Source organism: Pseudomonas sp. SWRI92, from assembly GCF_014268685.1.
Classification (GTDB): Bacteria; Pseudomonadota; Gammaproteobacteria; order Pseudomonadales; family Pseudomonadaceae; genus Aquipseudomonas; species Aquipseudomonas marvdashtae.
In genome coordinates this window covers 14,657-38,313 of record NZ_JABWQY010000029.1, presented here as the reverse complement: position 1 = coordinate 38,313, position 23,657 = coordinate 14,657, and the positions used below count along the sequence as shown (strand labels likewise).

Sequence of the window (23,657 nt, the reverse complement as noted above, 5' to 3'; positions counted from 1 at the left end):
TCAAGGGCCGAGCGCGTACCCGCGCTCACATGGAGCCCGGATACATTAGCGCAAGCCTGATTTACCGTTCATCGTGACTGAGTAGCAAAAGGTAGGCTGACCATACATTTGGTTACTTTCGCGCCTTTCGAAAGTGACTCGCTGTAAAAGCGAAACTTTAAGAGGCCGTTACCGCAGCAACGGATATGTACACGGTAAAACCTTACAACCGCCCAGCAGGCGCATAAGGTCGCGGATCAATCACCGCCTCACGCCCCAACATCAGATCCACAAACAACCGACACGAAGCCGGCGCCAGCACCAGCCCATTGCGATAATGCCCGCAGTTCAACCACAAACCCTCGAACCCAGGCACCTCGCCGATAAAGGGAATACCTTCCGGCGACCCCGGCCGCAACCCGGCCCAATGCCCCACCACCTCGGCATCGGCCAGCGCCGGAACCAGCGCCACCGCCGAAGCCTTGAGACTCTCCAGCGCCGCATCGGTCGGCGTTTTGTCGAAGCCTTCACGCTCCAGCGTACTGCCAATCAGAATGTGCCCGTCACGACGGGGAATTGCGTAACGCCCCCTGGCCAGGACCATGCTCGACAGAAAATCCTCAGCGCACTTGTACAGAATCATCTGGCCCTTCACCGGCTCAACCGGCAACTTCAGCCCCAGCGTTCCAAGCAACTCGCCACTCCAGGCGCCGGCGGCCAGTACCACTTGATCACCGCGAACCTCCCCCGCTGAACTCTCAACGCCGACGACACGCCCACCGTCACGGATAAAACCGCTGACTTCGCAATGCTCGTGAAGCGTGACGTTTGGCATCGCCAGCAAGGCAGACTTGAGGGACTTGACCAGCCGAGGATTGCGCACGTTAGCCACATCGGCCATGTAGATGGCCCGGGAAAACCCCGAACCGAGCACCGGTACAGCGTCATGCACCGCGCTGATATCCACAGCCCGCAGCGGACGTCCTTCCCGCTCGGCCCAGGCCAGTGCTTCGTCTTGATCATCCAGGTCCAGCCAATACAGGCCGGTGACGTGCACTTGCGGGTCGATCCCGGTCGCGGCGAACAAACGCTCGCCCAGCTGTGGATAAAAATCCTGCGACCAATGGGCCAACGCGGTGACCGCCGGGCTATAGCGCCACGGATACAACGGCGAAACGATACCGCCACCGGCCCAGGACGACTCCTGGCCGACGCCGGAGCGATCCAGCAGCACGACGCGCTGCCCTTCCGAGGCGAGGTTGAATGCGGTCAGCAGGCCGATGACTCCGCCGCCGACAATCACCACTTGCTGTTGCCTGGTCATGTTCTGTTTCGACTCTCAAGACAGAGACGCAAGACTGCGCCCCGAAAAAGAAAACTCAGCGCCCCCAGCAATCCTTGGGGGTCACGCCGGCAGCGGAGTTGGGATTGCCCCGCTTGCCCGTGTTATCAATCGTGAAATCACCACACTTGTCGGTCGCCATGGACGAGCCACTCTTGCGCACGGCCGTCAGGGTAAAGCGCTGGTCCTCCAGCGCCCTATCGATGTTATAGAAGTCGTTGCCGCCGCTCAGGCCAGTTGCATTGGTGTAGACGTTGGCCTTCGAGTAGTGACGCTCGAGGATCTGCGCCTGCTCCGACAAGAGCCCGGCAATCTCGGTACGCCGGCCTTTCTTCATGTATTCGCTCAGGCTCGGATAGCCGATGGTGATCACGATACCGACGATGGCGATCACGATCATGATTTCGATCAAGGTGAAACCCCGGTTGGATCTACGCATGCCTAACCTCTCACTGTATTTGCCGCCACATGATACGGCGACTGCCGCCCACGGATTTGCCCAACAGGTCGGTGATACCGCCGCCGGAGTCGTTCACGATCATGTTAGTGGCGCCGTTGGCATTGACGACGGCGCTCAGGGTCGGGATACCGCCCGTGAACACCACGCCGGCGGAGATCGTGTCGAGACTGTTGAGTGCGCCATCGTTGTTGGTATCGAGTACCGCATAGTTGAGCATCTTACCGTTGAACGCATCCACTTCGATGAGTTTGCCCGTACCGAAGCTGGCGCAAGGGTCGGTGGTGTCGACGGCGGCGGTGGTGAAGACAACGCGCCCGAGCACCAGGCTGGCTGGATTGATCACCCTCTCGCCGGTCTGCGCGTTATTGTAGATCAGCGGCAAATACCAGCCCTTCTTCGCGGGATAAGCCACGTCGTTCTGGCTGGTGGTCACGAATTGCCCCGTGGCGCCTGAAAAAATGCCGGTGATCGATTGCGCCTGCAGGCTCGACACGGTGATTTGTCCGGCGCCGCCCGTGGCGTCCCAGATTGAATAGAACCCCTGCAAGTCCTTGTTGAGCTTGTCCACCGATTCGTTGAACTTGCCAGTGCCGAAAAACACCTGGATGCCGCCTTGGGGATTTTCCGCCAGCAGGGGCTGGGCGGTGATCGGCTGGGTTGCTCCGCCTGGGGCGGTGAACAATGGCTGACCGGCAAACGCCAGCCCCCAAGTGTTGGGAGACGCGCCGCTGAGGTCGAATTTCCACATCCGCCCTTTCAAGTCTCCGCCATAGGCCGCTTGCACCACGTTCTGCGAGTTGACCCGCAGCTTGACCGACGAGAGGCCGTTATCGGTCTCACTGCTGTTGATGACGATCTTGCGAATCAGCGAGCCGTCGCGAATGTCCACCACGTACAACGCCGCCACGCCGGTGTTGCTGCCGTAGCCATTGGAAATGAACGCCGCCCAGCGACCGTCCGACAGCCGCGCGACTTCGGGGCGCGCGTACGCGTAGCCGAGATCATTGAAGGCATGGGCTGTGTTGGCGACCGACGGCGCGCTGATTTCCCACAGCGCGCGGATCGCGTTACCGGCCGATGCGTCGAACAACTGCACCGCATAAAACGCCCGGCCGCCCGCCCCGGTGCCACCCAGGGCAAGGGTTTTCCAGGCGCTGCCCATTTGCGCATCAAATACGCCGACCTGCCCGTCCACCAAGAACTTGTGGCTCACGCCGTTGATGTAGTTGGGATCGGCGATGAGCTGCAACGAGGGCAGCACGCTCGATGGCATATAGGCGTAGCGCCGGGTACCGTTCGTGCTGTTGATAACGCTGAAAAAACCGTCATTGCCATTCACCAAAAGGCTGCTGCTCATGTTCGCCGCCTTGGTGGTCAGGTACGTGCTGTAGCTGGTGTCGTTCAACAGGTCCGAGGCAGTCTGGTCGTTGGGCGAAGCCAGGGCCAGCGGCGAGTTGATGATGTCCCCGAGCAAGACGCTGCGCACCTTCAGCCCGGTCTTGTTGACGCCCTTGCTCCACTGCACCAGATCGATGCCAGTAATCCCCGTGGGCAAGCCCTGGCTCAGGCTGGTTTGCTGGGCCGGTGAAAAATTGCCAAAGGCCAGGGTCACCGGCACGTTGGTCGCGGTGTTCCAGGACTGGTAAACCGGCGCAGTGGCGCCGGGCACGATGGCGGTATCGGTAGTCCATTGCAACGCCGCCGTGTTGACCGTTCCGGTCGAGGTGAAACCGAACGCCTTGATGGTGCCGCGCCAGTCCTTGGGATCGTACGTCGTCTGGTAGTAACTGGAGGTGCTGGACAGCGTGGCGCCATTGCTGGTGCCGCCGCCCCCGGAGCCGGCCTTGGAGGTGATGTCGCTGAGGGCCGACGACAGGGCTGAGTTCAGGCCTTCGCTGTCGGTCGCCGGATAATACCTGCCTGCACCGTAGCGGGCAGCGTCGGAAAGCATCTGGTTGGTGACGGCAAAACCTACGGTGTAGGTATTGAGGTACTGTCGACGAAACTCAGCGCCGTCCCAGCTTTTCCCGGTGACGTCAGTGCCGGTGGTGCGCATGTCGATGTCGAAGGCGAACTTGGCGATGTCGTCCAGGTAAAGCGTGTCGCCCTCCGCATTGCCGAGCGGATCGGCGCCGTCGTTGCTGCTGATACCGTCCCAGTTAGGCAAGCGGGATGTGCCTTGTGGGTCATTGGTCGGAAACGTTCGGTCGTAAGTGGGCAGCCCGTCGGTGATCACGACACCGAAATTCTTCTGGCATCGATACTGGATCGGGCTGGTGTAGGTGCTGGGTGTGCCGTTGTAGTACGGCGCCATGCCGCGAAAATAGCGGGTGACTTCGTAGTAGCTCTCGGCCAACGGCGTGTTGGCGACGGCGCCCAAGCCGTTGATGGCGTTGATCAGGGCGCTGTAGTTGGTATTGGCTTGGGTCTGGGTGACGCTGCCGCTGACTGGCGATAAGTCGCTGATGGCACGGGCGATGTAACCACCTGGGCCGGAGTTGCTGCTGTTGGGCGGGTTGAAGGTGGCCAGGCCGATGCGCAGGGCGCGGTTATTGGCTACCAGGTCGGCCGAAACATCTCGAGCCACGTTGATTCGGTAATCGGTGGGGATTGAGCCGGTGGTGAAGTCGCGGCTTGAACCGTTGGCCAACGTTACGAGATAGGCCAGGTATTTGGCGGTGTAACGAGTATTGCCACCTCCCACTGGATCTGGCAGCCGAAGACAAACCCGGCCAATGGTGGAACGATAAAAACCGTACCAACCAGACGAGCAGCCCCCACGCAACAGGCCCATTAGCAGAATATTCGAGTCGTCCGGATCCAGCTCATATCTGTCATTGCAGCTGCTACTGGAACTGCAGGCAAACGTGCGCGTCTGTGTCGCCGCCGGATCAAACCCCGCCGCCCAGATAATGTTGTTCATACTCCCCGAATCATCAATCAGCAGCATCACGTTGGGCGTCACCGCCGCCGCGCTCAGCAACGGCGACTCCGAAGGCGTGAAGCCGTAGACCGGGGCCGCCAGGTACAGGCTGAGCAACGCCCCGCAAAACGCCTGTCGCCAACCCCGCAGTCCATTAATACTTCGCATAGATGCTCTCCACCACGCTGCGCTGGTTATTGCCCACCACCGCCACCGCGGTGATCCGGTACAGCGTCGCCGAGGTATTGACGGGTACATTGACCGCCGCCAGCGTGGTGCCAATGTTCTGCACACCATAAAACCCACCGGCGGCGGCCACCCAGAGCACTCCTGAGGATGAATTGCGCCCGGCCGCCGTCACCGTCGCCGACTCGGCCGGTGGCGCGCATTGGGCCGTGGTGTTGCACACCGGCAACGAGTAGCTCTCGGCCTGCACCGCGCTTTCACCAACCCTCAGCGCAGCCTCGGCCATCTGGAACGACTGGTTGCGCTGCATGACGCTGCTGGTCATTTTTTCCTGGAGGGTGGCGCTCTGCATCGACGACAGGCCGATCAGCGTCAGCAACAGCAAGAACACCAGGCTCACCAGCAATGCCATGCCGCGCTGGCGGTGCTTGAGACCTGTCGAAGTCATCAATCGCCTCCTCATAGCAGCCGGTTGCGCAAGGCGGCAACCACGTTGAAGGTCTGCTCGCGCACGGCGCCTTTCGGATCGAACAGGGTCAGCGTCAGGCGTACGCTGCGGATCAGCGCCGGGTCGCCCGGGTTGCCGGTGTAGCTGGTGGCCGCGATGTCCGTCGCGCTGGCGGCCACGCCGAACGTCACCTCGAACTCCCGCACGTTGTCCACCAGCACCGACAGGGTCGGCGGATTGCCGACGCCGCTGCCCAGTAGCAATTGGTTGTTGTTGAAGCCATAGACCAGTCGGCGGATCGGGAAGGCCAACTGTCCCGCCGCCGGCGCCCGCGCTTTCGAATAGGCGGTCGCCGAGGTGCGGCAATCGGAGACGACGGTCCAGGTCGGTGCGTTACCGCCGCTGCCGATGTCCGCCGTCACCAGGGTCAATCTCCGGGTCGCATTGTCCCAGCGGATCGGGGTGATCTGGCTGGCCGCGAAACTGTTATCCGTCGAGGCATCCGTAATGGTCGCCAGGCAACCGAACATGCCGACCATGCGAATTTCCTGGACCATCTTGCTCATGGCAAACCGCGCGTCCTCCTGCATCACTGCGGCGGCGCTCTGGCTGGCGTAGGTATTTTTGGCGGCGATGAATATCTGCACCACGCCCAACACGACGATCAGGCTGATCACCAGCGCGATCATCAGTTCGATCAGGCCGAAGCCCCGGCTATATCTATTCATGGCGTCGTTGTCAGTGGATCGACGGCGACGCGGCTGGTCAGCACGAAGGTGCGCCGCGCCTCGGCCGCGTCGGTCGTGTTGGCGGCCCGGGCATCGTCCCAGGCAATGGTGATGGTGTAGACCCGCTGGTTCAACGCAACAGTGCCGGTGGCCGTGGCGCCGCCGAAGGCGACGATGTTGGTCTTGAAGTCGTACAGGTCCTGGTCCCGGGTCACGCTTAGGTTGGGCGAACTGGGCGGGGTAACGGTGTAGTCGGCAGCGGAATTGGCACGGATGCGGTCCAGCATGTCGTAGGCGATGAAGCTGGCCTGGCTGGTCATGCGCGAGCTGTCGGTGTACTTGAGGGCATTGAGCTGGATCATCGCCGCGCCCAGCAGGCCCACGCCGAGAATCAGCACCGCCACCAGCACTTCGATAAGTGTCATGCCCTCCTGTGCGCTTTTACTGCAACCCTTCATCCGCAATTTCCACCCGATACGATTCGTCCATTGAGGCAAACATTGAGCGTCCTGCTCTGCGCCCCTCTTACGTAAGTGAAGCTCACCGGCGTCGCCGGTGCCGATAATCCGCCCAGGTTGTTGAAGTCGATGCTGGTCACTTCCGAGGGTAGCGTCAGAGTCGCTCCGCTGCCCATGGCTGGAACAACCCGCAATACATTGGGCGCAATGCAAGCACCGGCATATACCGCCAGTTCGCCGCTCCAGACGCTGCCCCCCGCCGTCGGGCAAATCCGTACCGTGATGCCACGGTCAATCGCCGTCATCCGGGCAAAGTTCAGTGCCCGGCGCAAGTCGCCGACCTCGGTATCGGCCTTGGTGCCCTGCATTGCCCCGGTGAATGCCGGCACCGCCATGGTGATCAGGATCAGCAGCACGCCGAGGGCCACCAACACCTCGATCAGCGTGAAACCTTTTGTACGAAGATCCATCGATGCCCTCCGTTGCCGTCGGCTATACCTGCTTCTACACGCTAGAACAAACAACCGCCGTGTGTGCAGTTGTTTCAGTTTGACGGCGCACGGATCGCGTCGTTTTTCGTACTCCAGGGAGGAGACGTCATGCGCCAACAGGGTTTCAGCCTGATCGAACTGCTCATGGGACTGGCAATCGCCGCAATTGTTCTGCCGTGGGCCGGTACAGGCTACAAAGAGCTGATCGAATCCATCGAACGCGAGGACACCGCGCAGTTGCTGCTCAGCGGGTTACGCAGTGCCCGCAGCGAAGCCATCATGCGTAACCGCCGAGTATTGATACATGGGATAGACAATGATTGGGGCAAGGGCTGGCGGATCACCCTGGACAACAAGGAGAAAACCTTGCTGAAGGAACGCAGCGCAAGCGCGCGCGTGATCGGCAACCAGACGGTGAAACGCCGGGTAAGGTTCGGTAGCCATGGGGCGGCATTACACGCCAATAACTCTTTCCAGGCCGGCACGCTGCATGTCTGCGCCAAACGCGGGCCGGTCAGCCACCATCAAGTGATACTGGCGCCCTCCGGCCGCGTCCGCCTGGAAAGTATCAAAGCCGAACAGGCCCTTTGCGAAAAAGGACTCAAAGCAGCGAGCGGACGCGCAACTCCTTCGGCATCGAGAACGTGATGTTTTCCTCGCGGCCGGACAACTCATCCGCCCCCGTCGCCCCCCAGGCCTGCAACTGCTGGATCACACCGCGTACCAGTACTTCCGGCGCGGAGGCACCGGCGGTAATGCCGATCCGCTCGACACCGTCGAACCAGCTGCGCTGCATGTCCTCGGCACCGTCGATCAGGTACGCCGGGGTGGCCATGCGTTCGGCCAGTTCGCGCAAGCGATTGGAGTTGGAGCTGTTCGGGCTGCCGACCACCAGGACCACATCGCACTCGTCGGCCAGTTGCTTGACCGCGTCCTGGCGGTTCTGGGTCGCGTAGCAGATATCGTCCTTGCGCGGCCCGCCGATGGCCGGGAAACGCGTGCGCAGGGCGTCGATGACCCGGCTGGTGTCGTCCATCGATAATGTGGTCTGGGTGACAAAAGCGAGCTTTTCCGGATTGCGCACCTGCAAGGCCGCCACATCCTCCTCGTCCTCGACCAGGTAGATTGCGCCGCCGTTACTGGCGTCGTACTGGCCCATGGTGCCTTCGACTTCCGGATGGCCCGCGTGGCCGATCAGGATGCACTCTCGACCGTCGCGGCTGTAGCGCGCCACTTCGATGTGCACTTTGGTCACCAGCGGACAGGTGGCATCGAACACTTTCAGGCCACGGCCGGCGGCTTCGGTCCGCACCGCCTGGGAAACCCCGTGGGCGCTGAAGATCACGATGACGTCGTCCGGCACCTGATCCAATTCCTCGACAAAAATGGCCCCGCGGCTGCGCAGGTCTTCGACGACGAACTTGTTGTGCACCACTTCATGGCGGACATAGATCGGCGGCCCGAAGACTTCCAGGGCGCGGTTGACGATTTCGATCGCCCGGTCCACGCCGGCGCAGAAGCCACGGGGGTTGGCGAGTTTGATTTGCATGCTGTGCCTCGTGTCTTGCGCGCAAGAATTGAATCAGTGAACCGGGTGGCAGCAGAACTGCCCATCAAGCGTCAAACCGCTTTGACCTCGAGAATTTCCACTTCGAAGCTCAAGGTCTTGCCCGCCAACGGGTGATTGAAATCGACGGTCACCTGGGCATCGTCAAAAGCTTTCACCACGCCCGGCAGCTCGGCGTTGGCCGCGTCATTGAAAATCACCAGCAGGCCCTCGGACAATTCCATGTCCTGGAACTGGGAGCGTGGCATGGTCTGCACGTTCTGCGGATTGGGCTGACCAAAGGCGTTTTCCGGTGGCACGGTCACGGTGCGCTTGTCGCCGGCCTTGAAGCCGAAGATCGCAGCTTCGAAGCCCGGCAGCAGGTTGCCATCGCCGACCTTGAACACCGCCGGCGCCTTGTCGAAGGTGCTATCGACGGTGTCGCCGTTTTCCAGGTGCAGGGCGAAGTGAAGCTTCACTTCGGTGTTTTGAGCGATACGCTGCTCAGTCATGGACGGCTTCTCCGGTTTTCTTGCTCTTGAACATGTCCAGGGCGAGCATCACGGCGCCCACGCTGATGGCGCTGTCGGCAAAGTTGAACGCCGGGAAATACCAGCGGTTCTGCCAATGCACGAGGATGAAATCGATCACGTGGCCCAGGGCAATCCGATCATAGAGATTGCCCAGCGCGCCACCCAGGACCAACGCCAACGCCACGGCCAGCCAGGTCTCGTCACGCCCCAGGCGCTTGAGCCAGACAACCAGCACGGCGCTGACGACGATGGCGATCAGGGCGAACAGCCAACGCTGCCAGCCCGAACTGTCGGCCAGGAAGCTGAACGCCGCACCGGTGTTGTAGGCCAACGTCCAGCTGAAGTAGTCGGGAATGACCACTATCTGCTGGTACATCGTGAGCGAGCCTTCGAAGTAGTGCTTGCTGGCCTGGTCAATGACCAGTACCAGCACACTCAACCAGAGCCAGCCTAGCCGCCCGAAGCGGCCCGCCACATTAGGCATAGTGACGAACCTCGCCAGCACCGCTGATGTTGTCCACGCAACGGCCGCAGATTTCCGGATGCTCCGGGTTCACGCCGACGTCTTCGCGGCAGTGCCAGCAACGGGCGCACTTGGTGTGGTTCGACTTGACGATCTTGAGCTTCAGGCCGCTGACTTCAGTGGTCACCGCATCGGCCGGTGCCTGCACCAACGGGGCGACACTGGCGGTTGAGGTGATCAGCACGAAGCGCAATTCGTTGCCAAGCTTGGCCAGGTCGGCACTCAACGCCTCTTCGGCGTACAAGGTCACTTCGGCTTGCAGGTTGCCACCGACGGCCTTGGCCGCGCGCTGGATTTCCATTTCCTTGTTGACCGCCGCCTTGACCGCCATCACGCGATCCCAATACGCACGGTCCAGCTCGAAGCCCTGCGGCAGTTCGGTCAGGCCTTCGTACCAGGTGTTGAGCATCACCGATTCGTTGCGCTCGCCCGGCAGGTACTCCCACAGTTCATCGGCGGTGAACGCCAGGATCGGCGCGATCCAGCGCACCAGCGCTTCGCTGATGTGGAACAGCGCGGTCTGGCACGAACGGCGCGCCTTGCTGTTGGCGCCGGTGGTGTATTGGCGGTCCTTGATGATGTCGAGGTAGAAACCACCGAGCTCCTGCACGCAGAAGTTGTGGATCTTGGAGTACACGTTCCAGAAACGATATTCGCCGTAGTGCTCCTGCAATTCGCGTTGCAGCAGCAGGGTACGGTCCACGGCCCAGCGGTCCAGCGCGAGCATCTCCTCGGCCGGCAGCAGGTCGGTGGCCGGGTTGAAGCCGGTCAGGTTCGAGAGCAGGAAGCGCGCGGTATTGCGGATCCGCCGGTAGGCGTCGGCGCTGCGCTGCAGGATCTGCTCGGAAACGGCCATCTCGCCGGAATAGTCGGTGGACGCCACCCACAGGCGCATGATGTCGGCGCCCAAGGTGTCGTTGACTTTCTGCGGCGCAATCACGTTGCCCAGGGACTTGGACATCTTGCGGCCGGACTCGTCGACGGTGAAGCCGTGGGTCAGCAGTTCGCGGTACGGCGCGTGGTTGTCGATGGCGCAACCGGTCAGCAAGGACGAGTGGAACCAGCCGCGATGCTGGTCCGAACCTTCCAGGTACAAGTCGGCGCGCGGGCCGCTCTCGTGGCCCATCGGGTGCGAGCCGCGCAGCACGTGCCAGTGGGTAGTGCCGGAATCGAACCAGACGTCCAGGGTGTCGCTGATCTTGTCGTACAGCGGCGCTTCGTCGCCCAACAGCTCGGCGGCGTCCATCTTGAACCAGGCTTCGATGCCTTCGACTTCGACGCGCTTGGCAACGTCTTCCATCAGTTCGACGGTGCGCGGGTGCAGTTCGCCGCTTTCCTTGTTCAGGAAGAACGGGATCGGCACGCCCCAGTTGCGCTGGCGGGAGATGCACCAGTCTGGACGGTTGGCAATCATCGAATGCAGGCGCGCCTGGCCCCAGGCCGGCACGAACTGGGTTTCTTCAATGGCCTTGAGCGAACGCTGGCGCAGGGTGTCGCCGCTGGTGGGCTGCTTGTCCATGCCGATGAACCACTGCGCGGTGGCGCGGTAGATCAGCGGAGTCTTGTGACGCCAGCAGTGCATGTAGCTGTGTTCGATGACGGTGGTGTGCAGCAGCGCGCCGACTTCGGTCAACTTGTCGACGATGGCCGGGTTGGCTTTCCAGATGAACTGGCCGCCAAAGAACTCCAGCGATGGCACGTACACGCCGTTGCTCTGCACCGGATTGAGGATGTCGTCGTTGACCATGCCGTATTTCTTGCAGGTCACGAAGTCGTCGACGCCATAGGCCGGCGCGGAGTGAACCACGCCAGTGCCCGCGCCCAGCTCCACGTAGTCGGCCAGGTACACCGGCGACAGGCGATCATAGAAAGGATGACGGAAGTTGATCAGTTCCAGCGCCGAACCCGGGGCGGTGGCGATCACCGAACCTTCGAGGTTGTAGCGGGCCAGGCAGGATTCGACCAATTCTTCGGCCAATACCAGCAGCTTGTCGCCGACATCGACCAGGGCGTAGTTGAATTCCGGGTGAACGTTCAGCGCCTGGTTGGCCGGGATGGTCCACGGCGTGGTGGTCCAGATCACGATCGAGGCGGGCTTGGCGAGCTTGCCCAGGCCGAAAGCGGTGGCGAGCTTGTCTTCATCGGCGATCGGGAACGCGACGTCGATGGTCGAGGACTTCTTGTTCTCGTATTCGACTTCCGCCTCGGCCAGGGCCGAACCGCAATCGAAGCACCAGTTCACTGGCTTGAGGCCCTTGAACACGAAGCCGCCCTCGACGATTTTCGCCAAGGCACGGATTTCGCCGGCTTCGTTCGCAAAGTCCATGGTCTTGTACGGGTTGGCGAAGTCGCCCAGCACGCCGAGACGGATGAATTCGGATTTCTGCCCTTCGATCTGCTCGGTGGCGTAGGCACGGCACAGCTCGCGGGTCTTGTCGGCGCCCAGGTTCTTGCCGTGGGTCACTTCGACCTTGTGTTCGATCGGCAGGCCGTGGCAGTCCCAGCCCGGCACATACGGCGCGTCAAAACCCGACAGGGTCTTGGAGCGGATGATCATGTCCTTGAGAATCTTGTTCAGCGCGTGACCGATGTGGATGGTGCCGTTGGCGTACGGAGGGCCGTCGTGCAGGACGAACTTCGGACGATCCTTGCCAATTTCGCGCAACTTTCCGTACAGGCCAATGCTGTCCCAACGCTGCAGAATCTGTGGTTCGCGCTGAGGCAGGCCGGCCTTCATTGGGAAGGCGGTGTCCGGAAGGTTTAGCGTGGCTTTATAGTCGGTCATTTAAGGCTCTTCATTAGCGATTGGCGCTGGTTGCGACAAGGGCACGGGCGGCGGCGATATCTGCATGGATCGCCGTCTTGAGCGCCTCCAGAGAGGCAAAACGCTGCTCTTCACGCAGCTTCTGGTGGAAAACCACCGTCAAACGCCGGTCATACAGATCGCCGGCAAAATCCAGAATGTGTACCTCGAGATGGGCCTTGCCATCTCCTTGCACCGTGGGCCGTACGCCGATATTGGCGACGCCGGGCCAGGTCTTGCCGTCAATCTCGACACTCACCAGGAACACCCCGGTCAGCGGCACGCGACGGCGCTTGAGTTGCACGTTGGCCGTCGGCGTGCCCAATTGGCGCGCCAGTTTCTGCCCGTGCAGGATCCGTCCGGCAATCCGGTACGGCCGGCCAAGCAAGCGCTCGGCCAGTTCGAAGTCGCCAGCGGCCAAGGCATTGCGAACCTGTGTGCTACTGACGCGCAGGCCGTCCATTTCGACGGTCTGGGCGGCTTCGACGGTGAAGCCTTGGGCGATGCCAGCCTGTTGCAGGTAATCGAAATCACCTGCCCGGTCGCAACCGAAACGGAAATCATCGCCGACTTCCAAATGCTTCACGTCGAGACCGCCCACCAGGATGGTATCGACGAATTCGGCGGCACTGAGCTTGCTCAGGCGCTGGTTGAAGGCCAGGCAGAGGACCCGATCGACGCCCTCGGCGGCCAGCAGTTGCAGCTTGTCGCGCAACCGGGCCAGACGGGCCGGAGCGGTGTCCGGGGCGAAAAACTCCCGGGGCTGCGGCTCGAAGATCACCACGCAGCTGGGCAGGCCCAACTCCAACGCACGCTCGCGCAGCCGCGCCAGGATAGCCTGGTGGCCACGGTGAACACCGTCAAAGTTGCCAATAGTGGCGACACAGCCCCGATGCCGGGGACGCAGGTTGTGGAGGCCTCGAACCAGCTGCATAACGCGCTTCTTGCTCATAAAGTGGCCGATTATAACCACACCCGGCGGTCGGTGACAGGCAACACCGTAACCCAAAGTGATCGAACCGACAAAACCGCAGCCCGCCCCGGGATTATCGAAGGCTAACGCTCAGCTCAAGGCCTTGCGATTGAAGTCGCGCAGACGGAACCCCATCAGCAGCAACATGCCGAAATAAGCCACCACGCCCGCCACGACCAGCACACCCAGACGCAGGAAACGCTCGAGCATCTGCCCCTCGCCCCAGGCCGGCATGAAATGCATCCCGGCCAGCAACACCGCCGACATCACCGCCACGGCGACCAACAGCTTGAGACCGAACCTGGCCCAGCCAGGCTGCGGTTGATACATCTTTTGTTTGCGCAATTGGTAGAACAGCAGCCCGGCGTTGAGGCAGGCGCCGGCGCTGATTGCCAAGGCCAGGCCCGCATGGGCCAAAGGCCCGATGAGCAGCAGGTTGAACAGCTGAGTCATCACCAAAGTGAAAATGGCGATCTTCACAGGGGTGCGAATGTTTTGCTGCGCGTAGAAGCCCGGCGCCAGCACCTTGATCACGATGATCCCGAGCAGGCCGACCGAATAGGCAATCAATGCCCGCTGGGTCATCAAGGCATCGAAGGCACTGAACTGACCATACTGGAACAGCGAGACGGTCAGCGGCTCGGCGAGGATCCCCAGCGCCAGGGAACACGGCAACACCAGCACGAAGCACAGGCGCAGGCCCCAATCGAGGATCCGTGAATATTCATGGCGGTCCTGACTGGCGTAGGTCTTGGCCAATGTCGGCAGCAGAATCGTGCCCAACGCCACGCCCAGCACCCCGGACGGCAACTCCATCAGGCGGTCGGCGTAGTACATCCACGACACCGAACCGGCCACCAGGAACGAGGCGAAAATGGTGTTGATGATCAGCGAAATCTGGCTCACCGACACCCCAAGGATGGCCGGCAGCATTTGCTTCATGACTCGCCACACGCCGCTGTCGCGCAGGTTCAGTCGCGGCAGTACCAGCATGCCGATCTTCTTCAGGTGCGGCAGCTGATACAGCAACTGCGCCAGGCCGCCCACCAGCACCGCCCAGCCAAGGGCCATTACCGGAGGATCGAAGTAAGGCGTCAGGAACAACGCAAAGACGATCATGCTGACGTTGAGCAGCGTCGGCACGAAGGCTGGCACCGAGAAGCGGTTCCAGGTATTGAGGATCGCTCCGGCCAGCGATGACAGGGAAATCAGCAATATATAAGGAAAGGTCACCCGCAAGAGGTCAGAGGTGAGCTGGAATTTTTCCGGCGTATCAGTGAAGCCCGGCGCCGTGGCCCAGATCACCCAGGGCGCGGCGAGCATGCCAGCGGCCGTGACCAGCGCCAGCACCAAGGTCAGCAGGCCGGTGACGTAGGCAATGAATGTGCGGGTCGCCTCGTCGCCCTTCTGGCTCTTGTATTCCGCCAGGATCGGTACGAAGGCTTGGGAAAATGCCCCTTCGGCGAAGATTCGCCGCAGCAGATTGGGCAGCTTGAAGGCGATGAAGAAGGCGTCGGTGGCCATCCCGGCGCCGAATATCCGTGCGATCAACGTATCGCGAACGAACCCCAGGATGCGGGAAAGCATCGTGATAGAGCTGACGGCGGCCAACGATTTGAGCAGATTCATGGAAAGAGTTTTTGCCTGTCGATAAACAGCAGGCGAACAACGCGCCCACTTGTGCGATACTTCGCGCCGCTAAACAGCACAGCGCCAAAGCCCGCGAGTTTACAGGTCGCACGCCGGAAAGAAATCATCCGGTGCGCCGCACCTGCCATTCAGCGGAACGTGTCACCCGCCCTTGACAAGACCTCAACTCATCGGCATGATTCGCGGCCTATTTTGTTTGCTATTTCCTAAAAAGTCTTTCGAGGAGCTCGACGGTGGCCAACACACCTTCCGCCAAAAAACGTGCAAAACAGGCTGAGAAGCGTCGCAGCCACAACGCCAGCCTGCGTTCCATGGTCCGTACCTACATCAAAAACGTAGTCAAGGCCATCGACGCAAAAGACGCTGAAAAAGCACAAGCTGCTTACGTTCTGGCTGTGCCAGTTATCGACCGCATGGCCGATAAAGGCATCATCCACAAGAACAAGGCTGCTCGCCATAAGAGCCGCCTGAATGGCCATGTAAAGGCCCTGAACGTTGCCGCTGCTGCCTAAGCGACGCGCTCATTAAAAAACCGACCTCAGGGTCGGTTTTTTATTGCCTGCGATTCATGCACCGCAACCATGAAGGCGAACAGGCCCGCCTGCACTTTTTACTGAGCGCTCGGCCACGGCAGAATCGGAATGGCCGTCACCGCATTCTGCGGGCTGCCCTCGATCACCCGATCGCTATAGACCAGGTACACCAGCGTATTGCGCTTCTTGTCGAGGAAACGCACCACCTGCATGGTCTTGAACACCAGCGAAGTGCGCTCCCTGAAAACCTCGTCCCCATCCTTGAGCTCGCCCTTGAAGCTGATCGGCCCCACCTGACGACAGGCGATGGATGCCTCGGCGCGATCCTCGGCCAACCCCAGGCCACCCTTCACGCCACCCGTCTTGGCGCGCGACAGGTAGCAGGTCACCCCGTCCACCTTGGGGTCGTCGAACGCTTCGACGACGATCCGGTCGTTCGGCCCGACAAACTTGAACACGGTCGATACCTGACCGATTTCCTCGGCCGAAGCCAGCAGCGGTAACGCCACCAGCAAGCCGATCAATCCTTTTGCCAAACTCATGATTTTTCCTTATACGAGGATCAGGTTGTCACGGTGCACCAATTCAGGTTCAGCCATGTAACCCAACAGACCGACAATCGCATCAGACGATTGACCGATGATCTTTTGCGCCTCCAGCGCGCTGTAATTGGCCAGGCCCCGGGCGATCTCGCGACCGTCTGGCGCCACGCACACCACCATTTCACCCCGGCGGAAACTGCCCTGGACCAACTTCACGCCCACCGGCAGCAGGCTCTTGTTGCCCTGGGACAGGGCCGACACAGCGCCGGCGTCCAGCACCAGCGTGCCACGAGTTTGCAGATGCCCGGCCAGCCATTGCTTGCGCGCCGCGAGCATGCCGCGCTCGGGCGACAGCAAGGTGCCGATGCGCTCGCCGGCCTTCAGGCGATCCAGCACTCGCTCCAACCGACCACCGACGATGATGGTATGAGCCCCGGAACGAGCCGCCAGACGCGCCGCGCGCAGCTTGGTCTGCATGCCGCCACGGCCCAGCGCTCCGCCAGTACCACCGGCAACCGCATCCAGCGCCGGGTCATCGGCGCGCGCCTCGTAGATAAGCTTGGCGTCAGGGTTGTTGCGCGGATCGGCATCGAACATGCCGTCGCGATCCGTGAGAATGACCAGCAGGTCCGCCTCCACGAGGTTCGCCACCAACGCAGCAAGGGTGTCGTTGTCGCCGAAACGGATCTCGTCAGTAACCACGGTGTCGTTCTCGTTGATCACCGGGATGACCTTGAGCTCCACCAACGCTCGCAATGTACTGCGGGCGTTGAGGTAGCGCTTGCGATCGGACAGGTCGTCGTGGGTCAGCAGGATCTGCGCCGTATGGCGATCGTGCTCGGCAAAGCTTGATTCCCAGGCTTGCACCAGGCCCATCTGGCCGATGGCGGCGGCGGCCTGAAGCTCATGCATCGCGCTGGGTCGCGACGTCCAGCCCAGGCGACTCATACCGGCAGCCACGGCCCCGGAAGAAACCAATACCAGCTCGACGCCGGCTTCATGCAAGGCCACCATTTGCTCGACCCACACCGCCATCGCCGTGCGATCCAGACCCTTGCCATCCGCTGTCAGCAATGCGCTGCCGATCTTCACGACCCAGCGCTGCGCACCCGTCACCTTGCTCCGCATGTTCTTCAACCTTTGCCAGCGAACGGCGCGACCCAGCGCCGCCCATGGGATTATTCGTATTTGCGTTTTACAGATACCAAAACGCCGCTCAAATGAGCGGCGCCTTGGAAACCGGCTGGCTGCGATGATAACACCGCGCCCGACCACTTAAACCTGCGGGAGCGGGATCAGCAACGATCAGTCGCGCACGTAGATGATTTCCGGACCGTCTTCGTCATCCACGTCTTCATCCCAATCGTCGTCACCGATGTCATGGACCGACTTGACGCCGCTGCGGCGCAACGCACGCTGGTCGTCCAGCGCCTGCAATTGGGCGCGCGCCTCGTCTTCGATGCGCTGGTCGAGTTCGGCCAGTTCTTCCTTGTAGGCCGGGTCGTTGGCCAAGCGGTCGGCACGATCTTCCAGGTAACGCATGATGTCATGGCAAAGACGCTCGGTGCCTTCTTTGGCAATGGCCGAGATCACATAGACCGGACCTTCCCACTCCAGGCGATCGACGATCTCCTTGACCCGCTCCTCATGCTCTTCCTCGAGAATCTGGTCGCATTTGTTCAGCACCAGCCAGCGGTCACGCTCGGCCAAGGCCGGGCTGAACTTGGTCAGCTCGTTGACGATGACTTCGGCGGCATCGGCAGCACTGGTTTCATCCAGCGGCGCCATATCGACGAGGTGCAGCAACAGGCGGGTACGGGACAAGTGCTTGAGGAAGCGAATCCCCAGGCCAGCCCCTTCGGAAGCGCCTTCGATCAACCCCGGGATGTCGGCGATGACGAAGCTCTTCCAGCGGTCGACACTGACCACACCCAGGTTCGGCACCAAGGTGGTGAACGGGTAGTCGGCCACTTTCGGCTTGGCTGCCGACACCGAGCGAATGAAGGTACTTTTACCGGCGTTCGGCAAGCCCAGCAGGCCCACGTCGGCCAGCACTTTCATTTCCAGCTTCAGGTCGCGCTGCTCGCCTGGCTTGCCTGGCGTGGTCTGGCGCGGCGCACGATTGGTACTCGACTTGAAACGGGTGTTACCCAGGCCGTGCCAACCGCCATGGGCGACCAGCAGACGCTGGCCAGCCTTGGTCAGGTCGCCAATGACTTCCTGGGTGGCCGAATCGATCACCGTGGTGCCAACCGGCACGCGCAGGATCAGGTCTTCGCCCTTCTTGCCGGTGCAGTCGGTGCTGCCGCCGTTGGAGCCACGCTCGGCATCGAAGTGCCGGGTGTAACGGTAGTCCACCAGGGTGTTGAGGTTTTCGTCGGCGAGCATGTAGATCGAGCCGCCGTCGCCACCATCACCACCGTTCGGACCGCCGTTTTCAATGAACTTTTCCCGACGGAAACTCATGCAGCCATTGCCGCCGTCGCCAGCTTTTACTCGAATCGATACTTCATCAACAAACTTCATGACACACGCCTCTCGCCATACGGACGAGCCAAAAAAACAAGACATAAGACTCTTGCAAAAATGAGCGCAGCGACCTGAATACGCACCCCAACCGCAGCGCCGACAGCCCATACAAACAGTTTTGCAAGAGACTCACCCCACAAACGAAAAAGCCCCGTCGCAAGACAGGGCTTTTCCAGCGATCTCGCAATTAAGCTGCGACAACGCTCACGTAACGACGGTTGAACGCGCCCTTTACTTCGAACTTGATCACGCCTTCGATTTTCGCGAAGAGGGTGTGATCCTTACCCATGCCAACACCGTAACCGGCGTGGAATTGGGTGCCGCGCTGACGCACGATGATGTTGCCCGGAATAATTTTCTGGCCGCCATACATCTTCACGCCAAGGCGTTTGGCTTCTGAGTCGCGACCGTTACGGGTACTACCACCAGCTTTTTTGTGTGCCATGAGTTCAATTCTCCTAGTGAGGAATTAGGCTGAAAATTAAGCCTGAATACCGGTGATTTTGATCTCGGTGTACCACTGGCGGTGGCCCATACGCTTCATGTGGTGCTTACGACGACGGAACTTGATGATGCGGACTTTATCGTGACGACCTTGGGAGATCACTTCAGCCACAACAGTAGCGCCAGCAACGACTGGAGCGCCGATATTCACGTCATCGCCATTGGCGACCAACAGAACGCGATCAAAAGTCACGGATTCGCCGGTAGCGATTTCCAGTTTTTCGATCTTCAGGTATTCACCTGGGGCGACCTTGTATTGCTTGCCACCAGTAACAATTACTGCGTACGACATGGTATTTCTCCGATAATCCTGCTCACCCAGCGCTTTATAAGAAGAGGTATTGGCTGGCATGGCTGCATGGGCTGGAAGGCCCGGATGCAATTGCGTAAGGCAGGTGCTGCCCAGGAAGTTCAGGGTGCGCGATTGTACGCAAGCCCGTCGAGCCTTGCAAGTAGCCGCTCGCACTGTAAGAGCATGCGCCTTGACACCTGCGGACGTGGGTCCTAGCATGCCGCGCAACCCTTCTGGAGCGCCTGTCGCTGATGCAACCCCAAGCTTTCTACCGCGCTGTGGCGGACGATTTTAGCGCCGTCGACGGTATCATCAAGAAGCAGCTGACTTCCCGAGTGCCGCTGGTGTCGAAAATCGGCGACTACATCACTTCGGCCGGGGGCAAGCGCCTGCGTCCTTTATTGGTGCTTTTGTGCGGCAAGGCCCTGGGTCGCGAAGGCGACGATATGCGCCTGCTGGCCGCCACCATCGAATTCCTGCACACCGCGACGCTGCTGCACGACGACGTGGTCGACATGTCCGGTATGCGCCGGGGCCGCTCGACCGCCAATGCAATGTGGGGCAATGCCCCGAGCGTGCTGGTGGGTGACTTCCTGTATTCGCGCTCGTTCGAGATGATGGTCGAGCTGGGCTCGATGCCGGTGATGAAGATCCTGTCCCAGGCCACTCGCATCATCGCCGAAGGCGAAGTGTTGCAACTGTCCAAGGTCCGCGACGCCAGCACCACCGAAGAAACCTACATGGAAGTCATCCGCGGCAAGACCGCGATGCTCTTCGAAGCCTCGACCCACAGTGCCGCCGCCCTGGCTGGCGCATCCGCCGAGCAGAGCGAAGCGCTGCGCACCTTCGGCGACCACCTGGGCGTGGCCTTCCAGTTGGTGGACGACCTGTTGGACTACAAGGGCGACGCAGAGACCCTGGGCAAGAACGTCGGTGACGACCTCGCCGAAGGCAAGCCGACCCTGCCGTTGATCTACACCATGCGCGAAGGCACGCCTGAACAGGCCGCCCTGGTGCGCCAGGCGATCCAGAAAGGCGGAATCGAAGACTTGGAAAGCATCCGCGCCGCCGTCGAAGCTTCCGGCTCGCTGGAATACACCGCAAACCTGGCCCGGGATTATGTGGCTCGGGCAATCAAATGCCTCGACGCCCTGCCGGCCAGCGAATACCGCGACGCGCTGGTGGAATTGAGCGAGTTTGCGGTGGCGCGTACGCATTGATCCAAAAGCAGCTTTTTTGTGGCGAGGGGATTTATCCCCGCTGGGCTGCGTAGCAGCCCTAAAAGCCATATCCCGGTGCTCCAAGTAGATTGGGTTCAGCTCTCTTGGGGCTGCTGCGCAGCCCAGCGGGGATAAATCCCCTCGCCACAGAATCTCCAAACGCAGCCCCCCCCTCTTTCGCAACAAAACCCTATACAATGTGCGCCCTTTTGACCTCCTGATACTCAAGGAACCCTAGTGAGCACGTTGCCTCCCTGCCCTGCCTGCAATTCCGAATACACCTACGAAGACGGTACTCAACTGGTCTGCCCGGAGTGCGCCCACGAATGGTCCGCCAGCGGCGAAGCTGAAGCGGCGCCCGATGACAACGTGAAGAAAGATTCGGTCGGCAATGTCCTGCAGGACGGCGATACCATCACCGTGATCAAGGACCTCAAGGTCAAGGGCACGTCGTTGGTAGTCAAGGTCGGAACCAAGGTCAAGAACATCCGCCTGTGCGATGGCGATCATGACATCGACTGCAAGATCGACGGCATCGGACCGATGAAGCTCAAATCCGAGTTCGTCAGAAAAGTCTGAAAAAGCCGTATGCCCATCCCGCGCCTTGCGTGGGATGGCGCTTAACCATCCCTCCACGCGCTCCATTCCATACGCCCCGCCTTTTGCCAGCCGCATCGAGCTGATGCAACCCATCGTCAGAAAAACAATCGGCACGCCAATAGAGACTTGCTATTTAGCGAATAAGAATTATTCTCATCGAACCCCATCAAGGAGATGAGACCCATGACTTATTTGATCGATGCCTGGCTGGACCGCCCACATCCCTACCTGAGGATCCTGCATCGGGAAACCGGCGAAGTCTGCGCGGTGCTTGAAGAGGAAGCGTTGAACGAGCTACAGGACCAGGGAGATCTGGACCTTAACAGCCTCAACTCCAGCGAACCGCTGGTACTCAAGGAGCTGGTGCGAAACCTGTTCCTGTTCTGCTACGCCCGGGCGTTGCGCCCCACTGGCGATTTCAATGGCAGGTTCCATGGATAACGACGTACAGACTTTGTGAGAGCGAGCAACCTCGCTCCCACAAAAGCCTGCTCAAGCGTTGATGCGTTACAGGACGTCCAACAGCTCGACGTCAAACACCAGCACGCTGTGCGGCGGGATGCTGCCAACGCCTTGAGCGCCGTAGGCCAGCTCGCTCGGCACGTACAGGCGCCATTTGCTGCCGGCGTTCATCAGTTGCAGCGCTTCGGTCCAACCTGGGATTACACCGCCCACCGGGAATTCGGCTGGCTGGCCACGATCGTAGGAGCTGTCGAATACAGTGCCGTCGATCAGCGTGCCGTGGTAATGAGTGCGCACCTGGTCTTCACGGCTCGGCTTGGCGCCTTCGCCTTGAGTCAGCACTTCGAACTGCAGGCCGGAGGCCAGAGTAGTAATGCCTTCGCGCTTGGCGTTTTCAGCCAGGAATGCACGGCCTTCGCCAGCAGCGGCCTCAGCCTTCGCGGCAGCTTCGGCTTGCATGATTTCACGGATGACTTTGAAGCTGGCGGACATCTCGTCCTGGCCCACACGGCTCGGCTTGCCGGCGAAGGCGTCGGTCAGGCCGGCCAGGATCGCGTCAAGACTCACGCCCGGTGGCGGGTTGTCGCGCAGTTGGTCGCCCAACTGACGGCCAATGCCGTAGCTGACGCGGGTTTCGTCGGTGGACAGGTTAACTTCGGACATGATGCTGCTCCGCTGTGCGGACGGCTCGAGAAATGCCGTGCGTGACACAGCGCCTCCCGGAGCGCCCGGGACCAAAAGGGCGAGCAGACTAGCACAGATGCCGTGGCGGGTGACGAGCCGCGTATCCGCGCGCCTTGCCAGAAGCGACAACGCCCGACTGACTCTCGGCAGACGGGCGCTGCATCGCCACGATGAACGGGGCTCAGTGCTTAGTCAGTTTATCCAGGTAACCCATGGCAAATGCCGACACCACAAAGGTCATGTGGATGATCACGTACCACATCAGGTGTTCGGGATCGACGTTCTTGGCGTCCATGAAGATGCGCAGCAAGTGGATCGACGAGATCGCAACGATCGACGCTGCGACTTTCATCTTCAGCGACGAGGAATCCATGGTGCCCAGCCAGTTGAGCTTTTCCTTGTCGGAATCGATATCCAATTGCGAAACGAAGTTCTCGTAGCCGGAAATCATCACCATCACCAGCAAGCCGCCCACCAGCGCCATGTCGATCAGCGAGAGCAGCACCAGGATCAGTTCGGATTCGGCCATGGCAAACACGTTGGGAATGATGTGAAAAACTTCCTGGAAGAATTTCAACGCCAAGGCCAGTAAGCCCAGGGACAGCCCGAAGTAGATCGGCGCCAGCAGCCAACGGGAGGCGTACATTGCATTTTCGATAAAGCGTTCCATTGAGTCTCACACCAGGGCTGTAAAAACGCGGCGAGTATATCAGTAGCGGCCCGCCCCACAAACGCCGGCCCCGTCCTGGGCGCCGGCCATTGTGTCAAAACCCTACTTGCGGAGCACGCTCGACGCTGGCTCAGTGAAGCGGGCGAAACTCGAAGCCGCCGATGTTGCGACAGCGGCCACCGTTGATCTCTCGCAGTTGCGCCTGCATGTGCAAGGACCAGATCTGCGGATCGTCGGCCAGCTCATAGCCATGGGATGTCAGGTTCTGGACGATGGTGTCAAGAATGGTTTCAGCGGCGGTCGGGCCGGGAAATGGCCCTTGGGCCTTGATGGCCGAAGGTTGTTCGCCGGCCATTCCGGCGGCGAACAGCACGGTCCACATGCCAGTATCTCCGGCCAGGGGACGGACGGCGCATTCGATACGGGTCACAAGGCCTAGGCAATGACGAGTAAGACAAAGGTTGCGCGACATGGCGGCGCCCCTCGGTAGATCCGGTATTCAGCTCCAGGAAGGGGCTGTTTCGATCCAATGATGGCTCTCGTTATCCTTGAGCAGAGGATAGGAGAAAAGTTCCGGC

The 23,657-nt window shown here is 60.8% G+C and carries 26 protein-coding genes; 5 read left to right on the top strand and 21 right to left on the bottom strand.

What is annotated here, in order from left to right:
• Positions 1-202 precede the first annotated feature (202 nt).
• Genes thiO through HU762_RS26090 form a run of 7 tightly spaced genes read right to left on the bottom strand, consistent with a single transcriptional unit; the run spans position 203 to position 6,994 of the window.
• Positions 203-1,303 carry a glycine oxidase ThiO gene (gene thiO / locus HU762_RS26120; protein ID WP_186641781.1) on the bottom strand — a complete coding sequence of 367 codons (1,101 nt, stop codon included), beginning with the start codon at positions 1,301-1,303 and terminating at the stop codon, positions 203-205.
• Positions 1,304-1,358: 55 nt separating this feature from the next.
• On the bottom strand, positions 1,359-1,760 hold the full coding sequence (locus HU762_RS26115) for a type IV pilin protein (protein ID WP_186641779.1): 402 nt from the start codon (positions 1,758-1,760) through the stop codon (positions 1,359-1,361).
• 10 nt (positions 1,761-1,770) lie between these two features.
• Positions 1,771-4,872: a PilC/PilY family type IV pilus protein gene (locus tag HU762_RS26110; protein ID WP_186641777.1), complete on the bottom strand. Its 3,102-nt coding sequence runs from the start codon at positions 4,870-4,872 to the stop codon at positions 1,771-1,773.
• A complete protein-coding gene (locus tag HU762_RS26105) occupies positions 4,859-5,353 on the bottom strand; it encodes a PilX N-terminal domain-containing pilus assembly protein (protein WP_186613056.1) in 495 nt (164 codons plus the stop codon). Before HU762_RS26105 ends, HU762_RS26110 begins: the two co-directional genes overlap by 14 nt.
• A complete protein-coding gene (locus tag HU762_RS26100; RefSeq protein WP_186641775.1) occupies positions 5,350-6,066 on the bottom strand; it encodes a prepilin-type N-terminal cleavage/methylation domain-containing protein in 717 nt (238 codons plus the stop codon). Before HU762_RS26100 ends, HU762_RS26105 begins: the two co-directional genes overlap by 4 nt.
• On the bottom strand, positions 6,063-6,524 hold the full coding sequence (gene pilV / locus HU762_RS26095; protein ID WP_186641774.1) for a type IV pilus modification protein PilV: 462 nt from the start codon (positions 6,522-6,524) through the stop codon (positions 6,063-6,065). Before pilV ends, HU762_RS26100 begins: the two co-directional genes overlap by 4 nt.
• Positions 6,521-6,994 carry a GspH/FimT family pseudopilin gene (locus HU762_RS26090; protein ID WP_186641773.1) on the bottom strand — a complete coding sequence of 158 codons (474 nt, stop codon included), beginning with the start codon at positions 6,992-6,994 and terminating at the stop codon, positions 6,521-6,523. Before HU762_RS26090 ends, pilV begins: the two co-directional genes overlap by 4 nt.
• 129 nt (positions 6,995-7,123) lie before the next feature.
• On the opposite strand from HU762_RS26090, the gene HU762_RS26085 reads away from it, so the two are divergent.
• The gene (locus tag HU762_RS26085) at positions 7,124-7,663 is read left to right on the top strand and encodes a GspH/FimT family pseudopilin (RefSeq protein WP_186641772.1); all 540 of its coding nucleotides are present in this window, start codon (positions 7,124-7,126) and stop codon (positions 7,661-7,663) included.
• Here the strand turns inward: HU762_RS26085 and ispH are convergent.
• The 6 genes from ispH to murJ form a co-directional block, all read right to left on the bottom strand.
• Positions 7,617-8,564, bottom strand: a complete 948-nt coding sequence (ispH, locus tag HU762_RS26080; protein ID WP_186613047.1) for a 4-hydroxy-3-methylbut-2-enyl diphosphate reductase — start codon at positions 8,562-8,564, stop codon at positions 7,617-7,619. The genes HU762_RS26085 and ispH overlap by 47 nt on opposite strands.
• Before the next feature lie 71 nt (positions 8,565-8,635).
• On the bottom strand, positions 8,636-9,073 hold the full coding sequence (gene fkpB, locus HU762_RS26075; protein ID WP_186641771.1) for an FKBP-type peptidyl-prolyl cis-trans isomerase: 438 nt from the start codon (positions 9,071-9,073) through the stop codon (positions 8,636-8,638).
• Positions 9,066-9,578 carry a signal peptidase II gene (lspA, locus tag HU762_RS26070; protein ID WP_186613043.1) on the bottom strand — a complete coding sequence of 171 codons (513 nt, stop codon included), beginning with the start codon at positions 9,576-9,578 and terminating at the stop codon, positions 9,066-9,068. The genes fkpB and lspA overlap by 8 nt, the downstream gene beginning before the upstream one ends.
• On the bottom strand, positions 9,571-12,402 hold the full coding sequence (gene ileS / locus HU762_RS26065) for an isoleucine--tRNA ligase (protein ID WP_186641770.1): 2,832 nt from the start codon (positions 12,400-12,402) through the stop codon (positions 9,571-9,573). The genes lspA and ileS overlap by 8 nt, the downstream gene beginning before the upstream one ends.
• A 13-nt stretch (positions 12,403-12,415) precedes the next feature.
• Positions 12,416-13,354, bottom strand: a complete 939-nt coding sequence (ribF, locus tag HU762_RS26060) for a bifunctional riboflavin kinase/FAD synthetase (protein ID WP_186641769.1) — start codon at positions 13,352-13,354, stop codon at positions 12,416-12,418.
• Positions 13,355-13,483: 129 nt separating this feature from the next.
• Positions 13,484-15,022 (bottom strand): murein biosynthesis integral membrane protein MurJ, encoded by a 1,539-nt coding sequence (gene murJ, locus HU762_RS26055; protein WP_186641767.1) that lies wholly within the window; start codon positions 15,020-15,022, stop codon positions 13,484-13,486.
• A 254-nt stretch (positions 15,023-15,276) separates the two neighbouring features.
• Between murJ and rpsT the strand changes: the two genes are divergently transcribed.
• Positions 15,277-15,555 carry a 30S ribosomal protein S20 gene (gene rpsT, locus HU762_RS26050; RefSeq protein ID WP_003185593.1) on the top strand — a complete coding sequence of 93 codons (279 nt, stop codon included), beginning with the start codon at positions 15,277-15,279 and terminating at the stop codon, positions 15,553-15,555.
• Positions 15,556-15,653: 98 nt separating this feature from the next.
• Here the strand turns inward: rpsT and HU762_RS26045 are convergent, their stop codons facing one another.
• The 5 genes from HU762_RS26045 to rplU all read right to left on the bottom strand — a co-directional run bounded on the left by HU762_RS26045 (position 15,654) and on the right by rplU (position 19,443).
• On the bottom strand, positions 15,654-16,118 hold the full coding sequence (locus tag HU762_RS26045) for a CreA family protein (RefSeq protein ID WP_186641765.1): 465 nt from the start codon (positions 16,116-16,118) through the stop codon (positions 15,654-15,656).
• Positions 16,119-16,127: 9 nt separating this feature from the next.
• Positions 16,128-17,246, bottom strand: a complete 1,119-nt coding sequence (gene proB, locus HU762_RS26040) for a glutamate 5-kinase (RefSeq protein ID WP_186641763.1) — start codon at positions 17,244-17,246, stop codon at positions 16,128-16,130.
• 177 nt (positions 17,247-17,423) lie between these two features.
• The gene (gene cgtA / locus HU762_RS26035; RefSeq protein WP_186641761.1) at positions 17,424-18,644 is read right to left on the bottom strand and encodes an Obg family GTPase CgtA; all 1,221 of its coding nucleotides are present in this window, start codon (positions 18,642-18,644) and stop codon (positions 17,424-17,426) included.
• A gap of 190 nt (positions 18,645-18,834) precedes the next feature.
• Positions 18,835-19,092, bottom strand: coding sequence for a 50S ribosomal protein L27 (rpmA, locus tag HU762_RS26030; protein WP_003176049.1), 258 nt, complete (start codon positions 19,090-19,092; stop codon positions 18,835-18,837).
• Between the two features lie 36 nt (positions 19,093-19,128).
• Positions 19,129-19,443, bottom strand: coding sequence for a 50S ribosomal protein L21 (rplU, locus tag HU762_RS26025; protein ID WP_003176051.1), 315 nt, complete (start codon positions 19,441-19,443; stop codon positions 19,129-19,131).
• Positions 19,444-19,694: 251 nt separating this feature from the next.
• On the opposite strand from rplU, the gene HU762_RS26020 reads away from it, so the two are divergent.
• The 3 genes from HU762_RS26020 (at position 19,695) to HU762_RS26010 (ending at position 21,704) form a co-directional block, all read left to right on the top strand.
• Positions 19,695-20,663, top strand: coding sequence for a polyprenyl synthetase family protein (locus tag HU762_RS26020; RefSeq protein WP_186613031.1), 969 nt, complete (start codon positions 19,695-19,697; stop codon positions 20,661-20,663).
• Between the two features lie 237 nt (positions 20,664-20,900).
• A complete protein-coding gene (locus HU762_RS26015) occupies positions 20,901-21,242 on the top strand; it encodes a zinc ribbon domain-containing protein YjdM (protein WP_186641759.1) in 342 nt (113 codons plus the stop codon).
• Between the two features lie 204 nt (positions 21,243-21,446).
• Positions 21,447-21,704: a hypothetical protein gene (locus HU762_RS26010; RefSeq protein WP_186613028.1), complete on the top strand. Its 258-nt coding sequence runs from the start codon at positions 21,447-21,449 to the stop codon at positions 21,702-21,704.
• 66 nt (positions 21,705-21,770) lie between these two features.
• On the opposite strand, the gene HU762_RS26005 is transcribed toward HU762_RS26010, so the two are convergent.
• The 3 genes from HU762_RS26005 to HU762_RS25995 form a co-directional block, all read right to left on the bottom strand.
• Positions 21,771-22,388 (bottom strand): FKBP-type peptidyl-prolyl cis-trans isomerase, encoded by a 618-nt coding sequence (locus tag HU762_RS26005; protein WP_025215564.1) that lies wholly within the window; start codon positions 22,386-22,388, stop codon positions 21,771-21,773.
• Positions 22,389-22,590: 202 nt separating this feature from the next.
• Positions 22,591-23,079 (bottom strand): TIGR00645 family protein, encoded by a 489-nt coding sequence (locus HU762_RS26000; RefSeq protein ID WP_047230159.1) that lies wholly within the window; start codon positions 23,077-23,079, stop codon positions 22,591-22,593.
• 130 nt (positions 23,080-23,209) lie between these two features.
• Complete coding sequence (locus tag HU762_RS25995; protein ID WP_186641757.1) at positions 23,210-23,551, bottom strand: hypothetical protein; 342 nt, start codon at positions 23,549-23,551, stop codon at positions 23,210-23,212.
• Positions 23,552-23,657 lie beyond the last annotated feature (106 nt).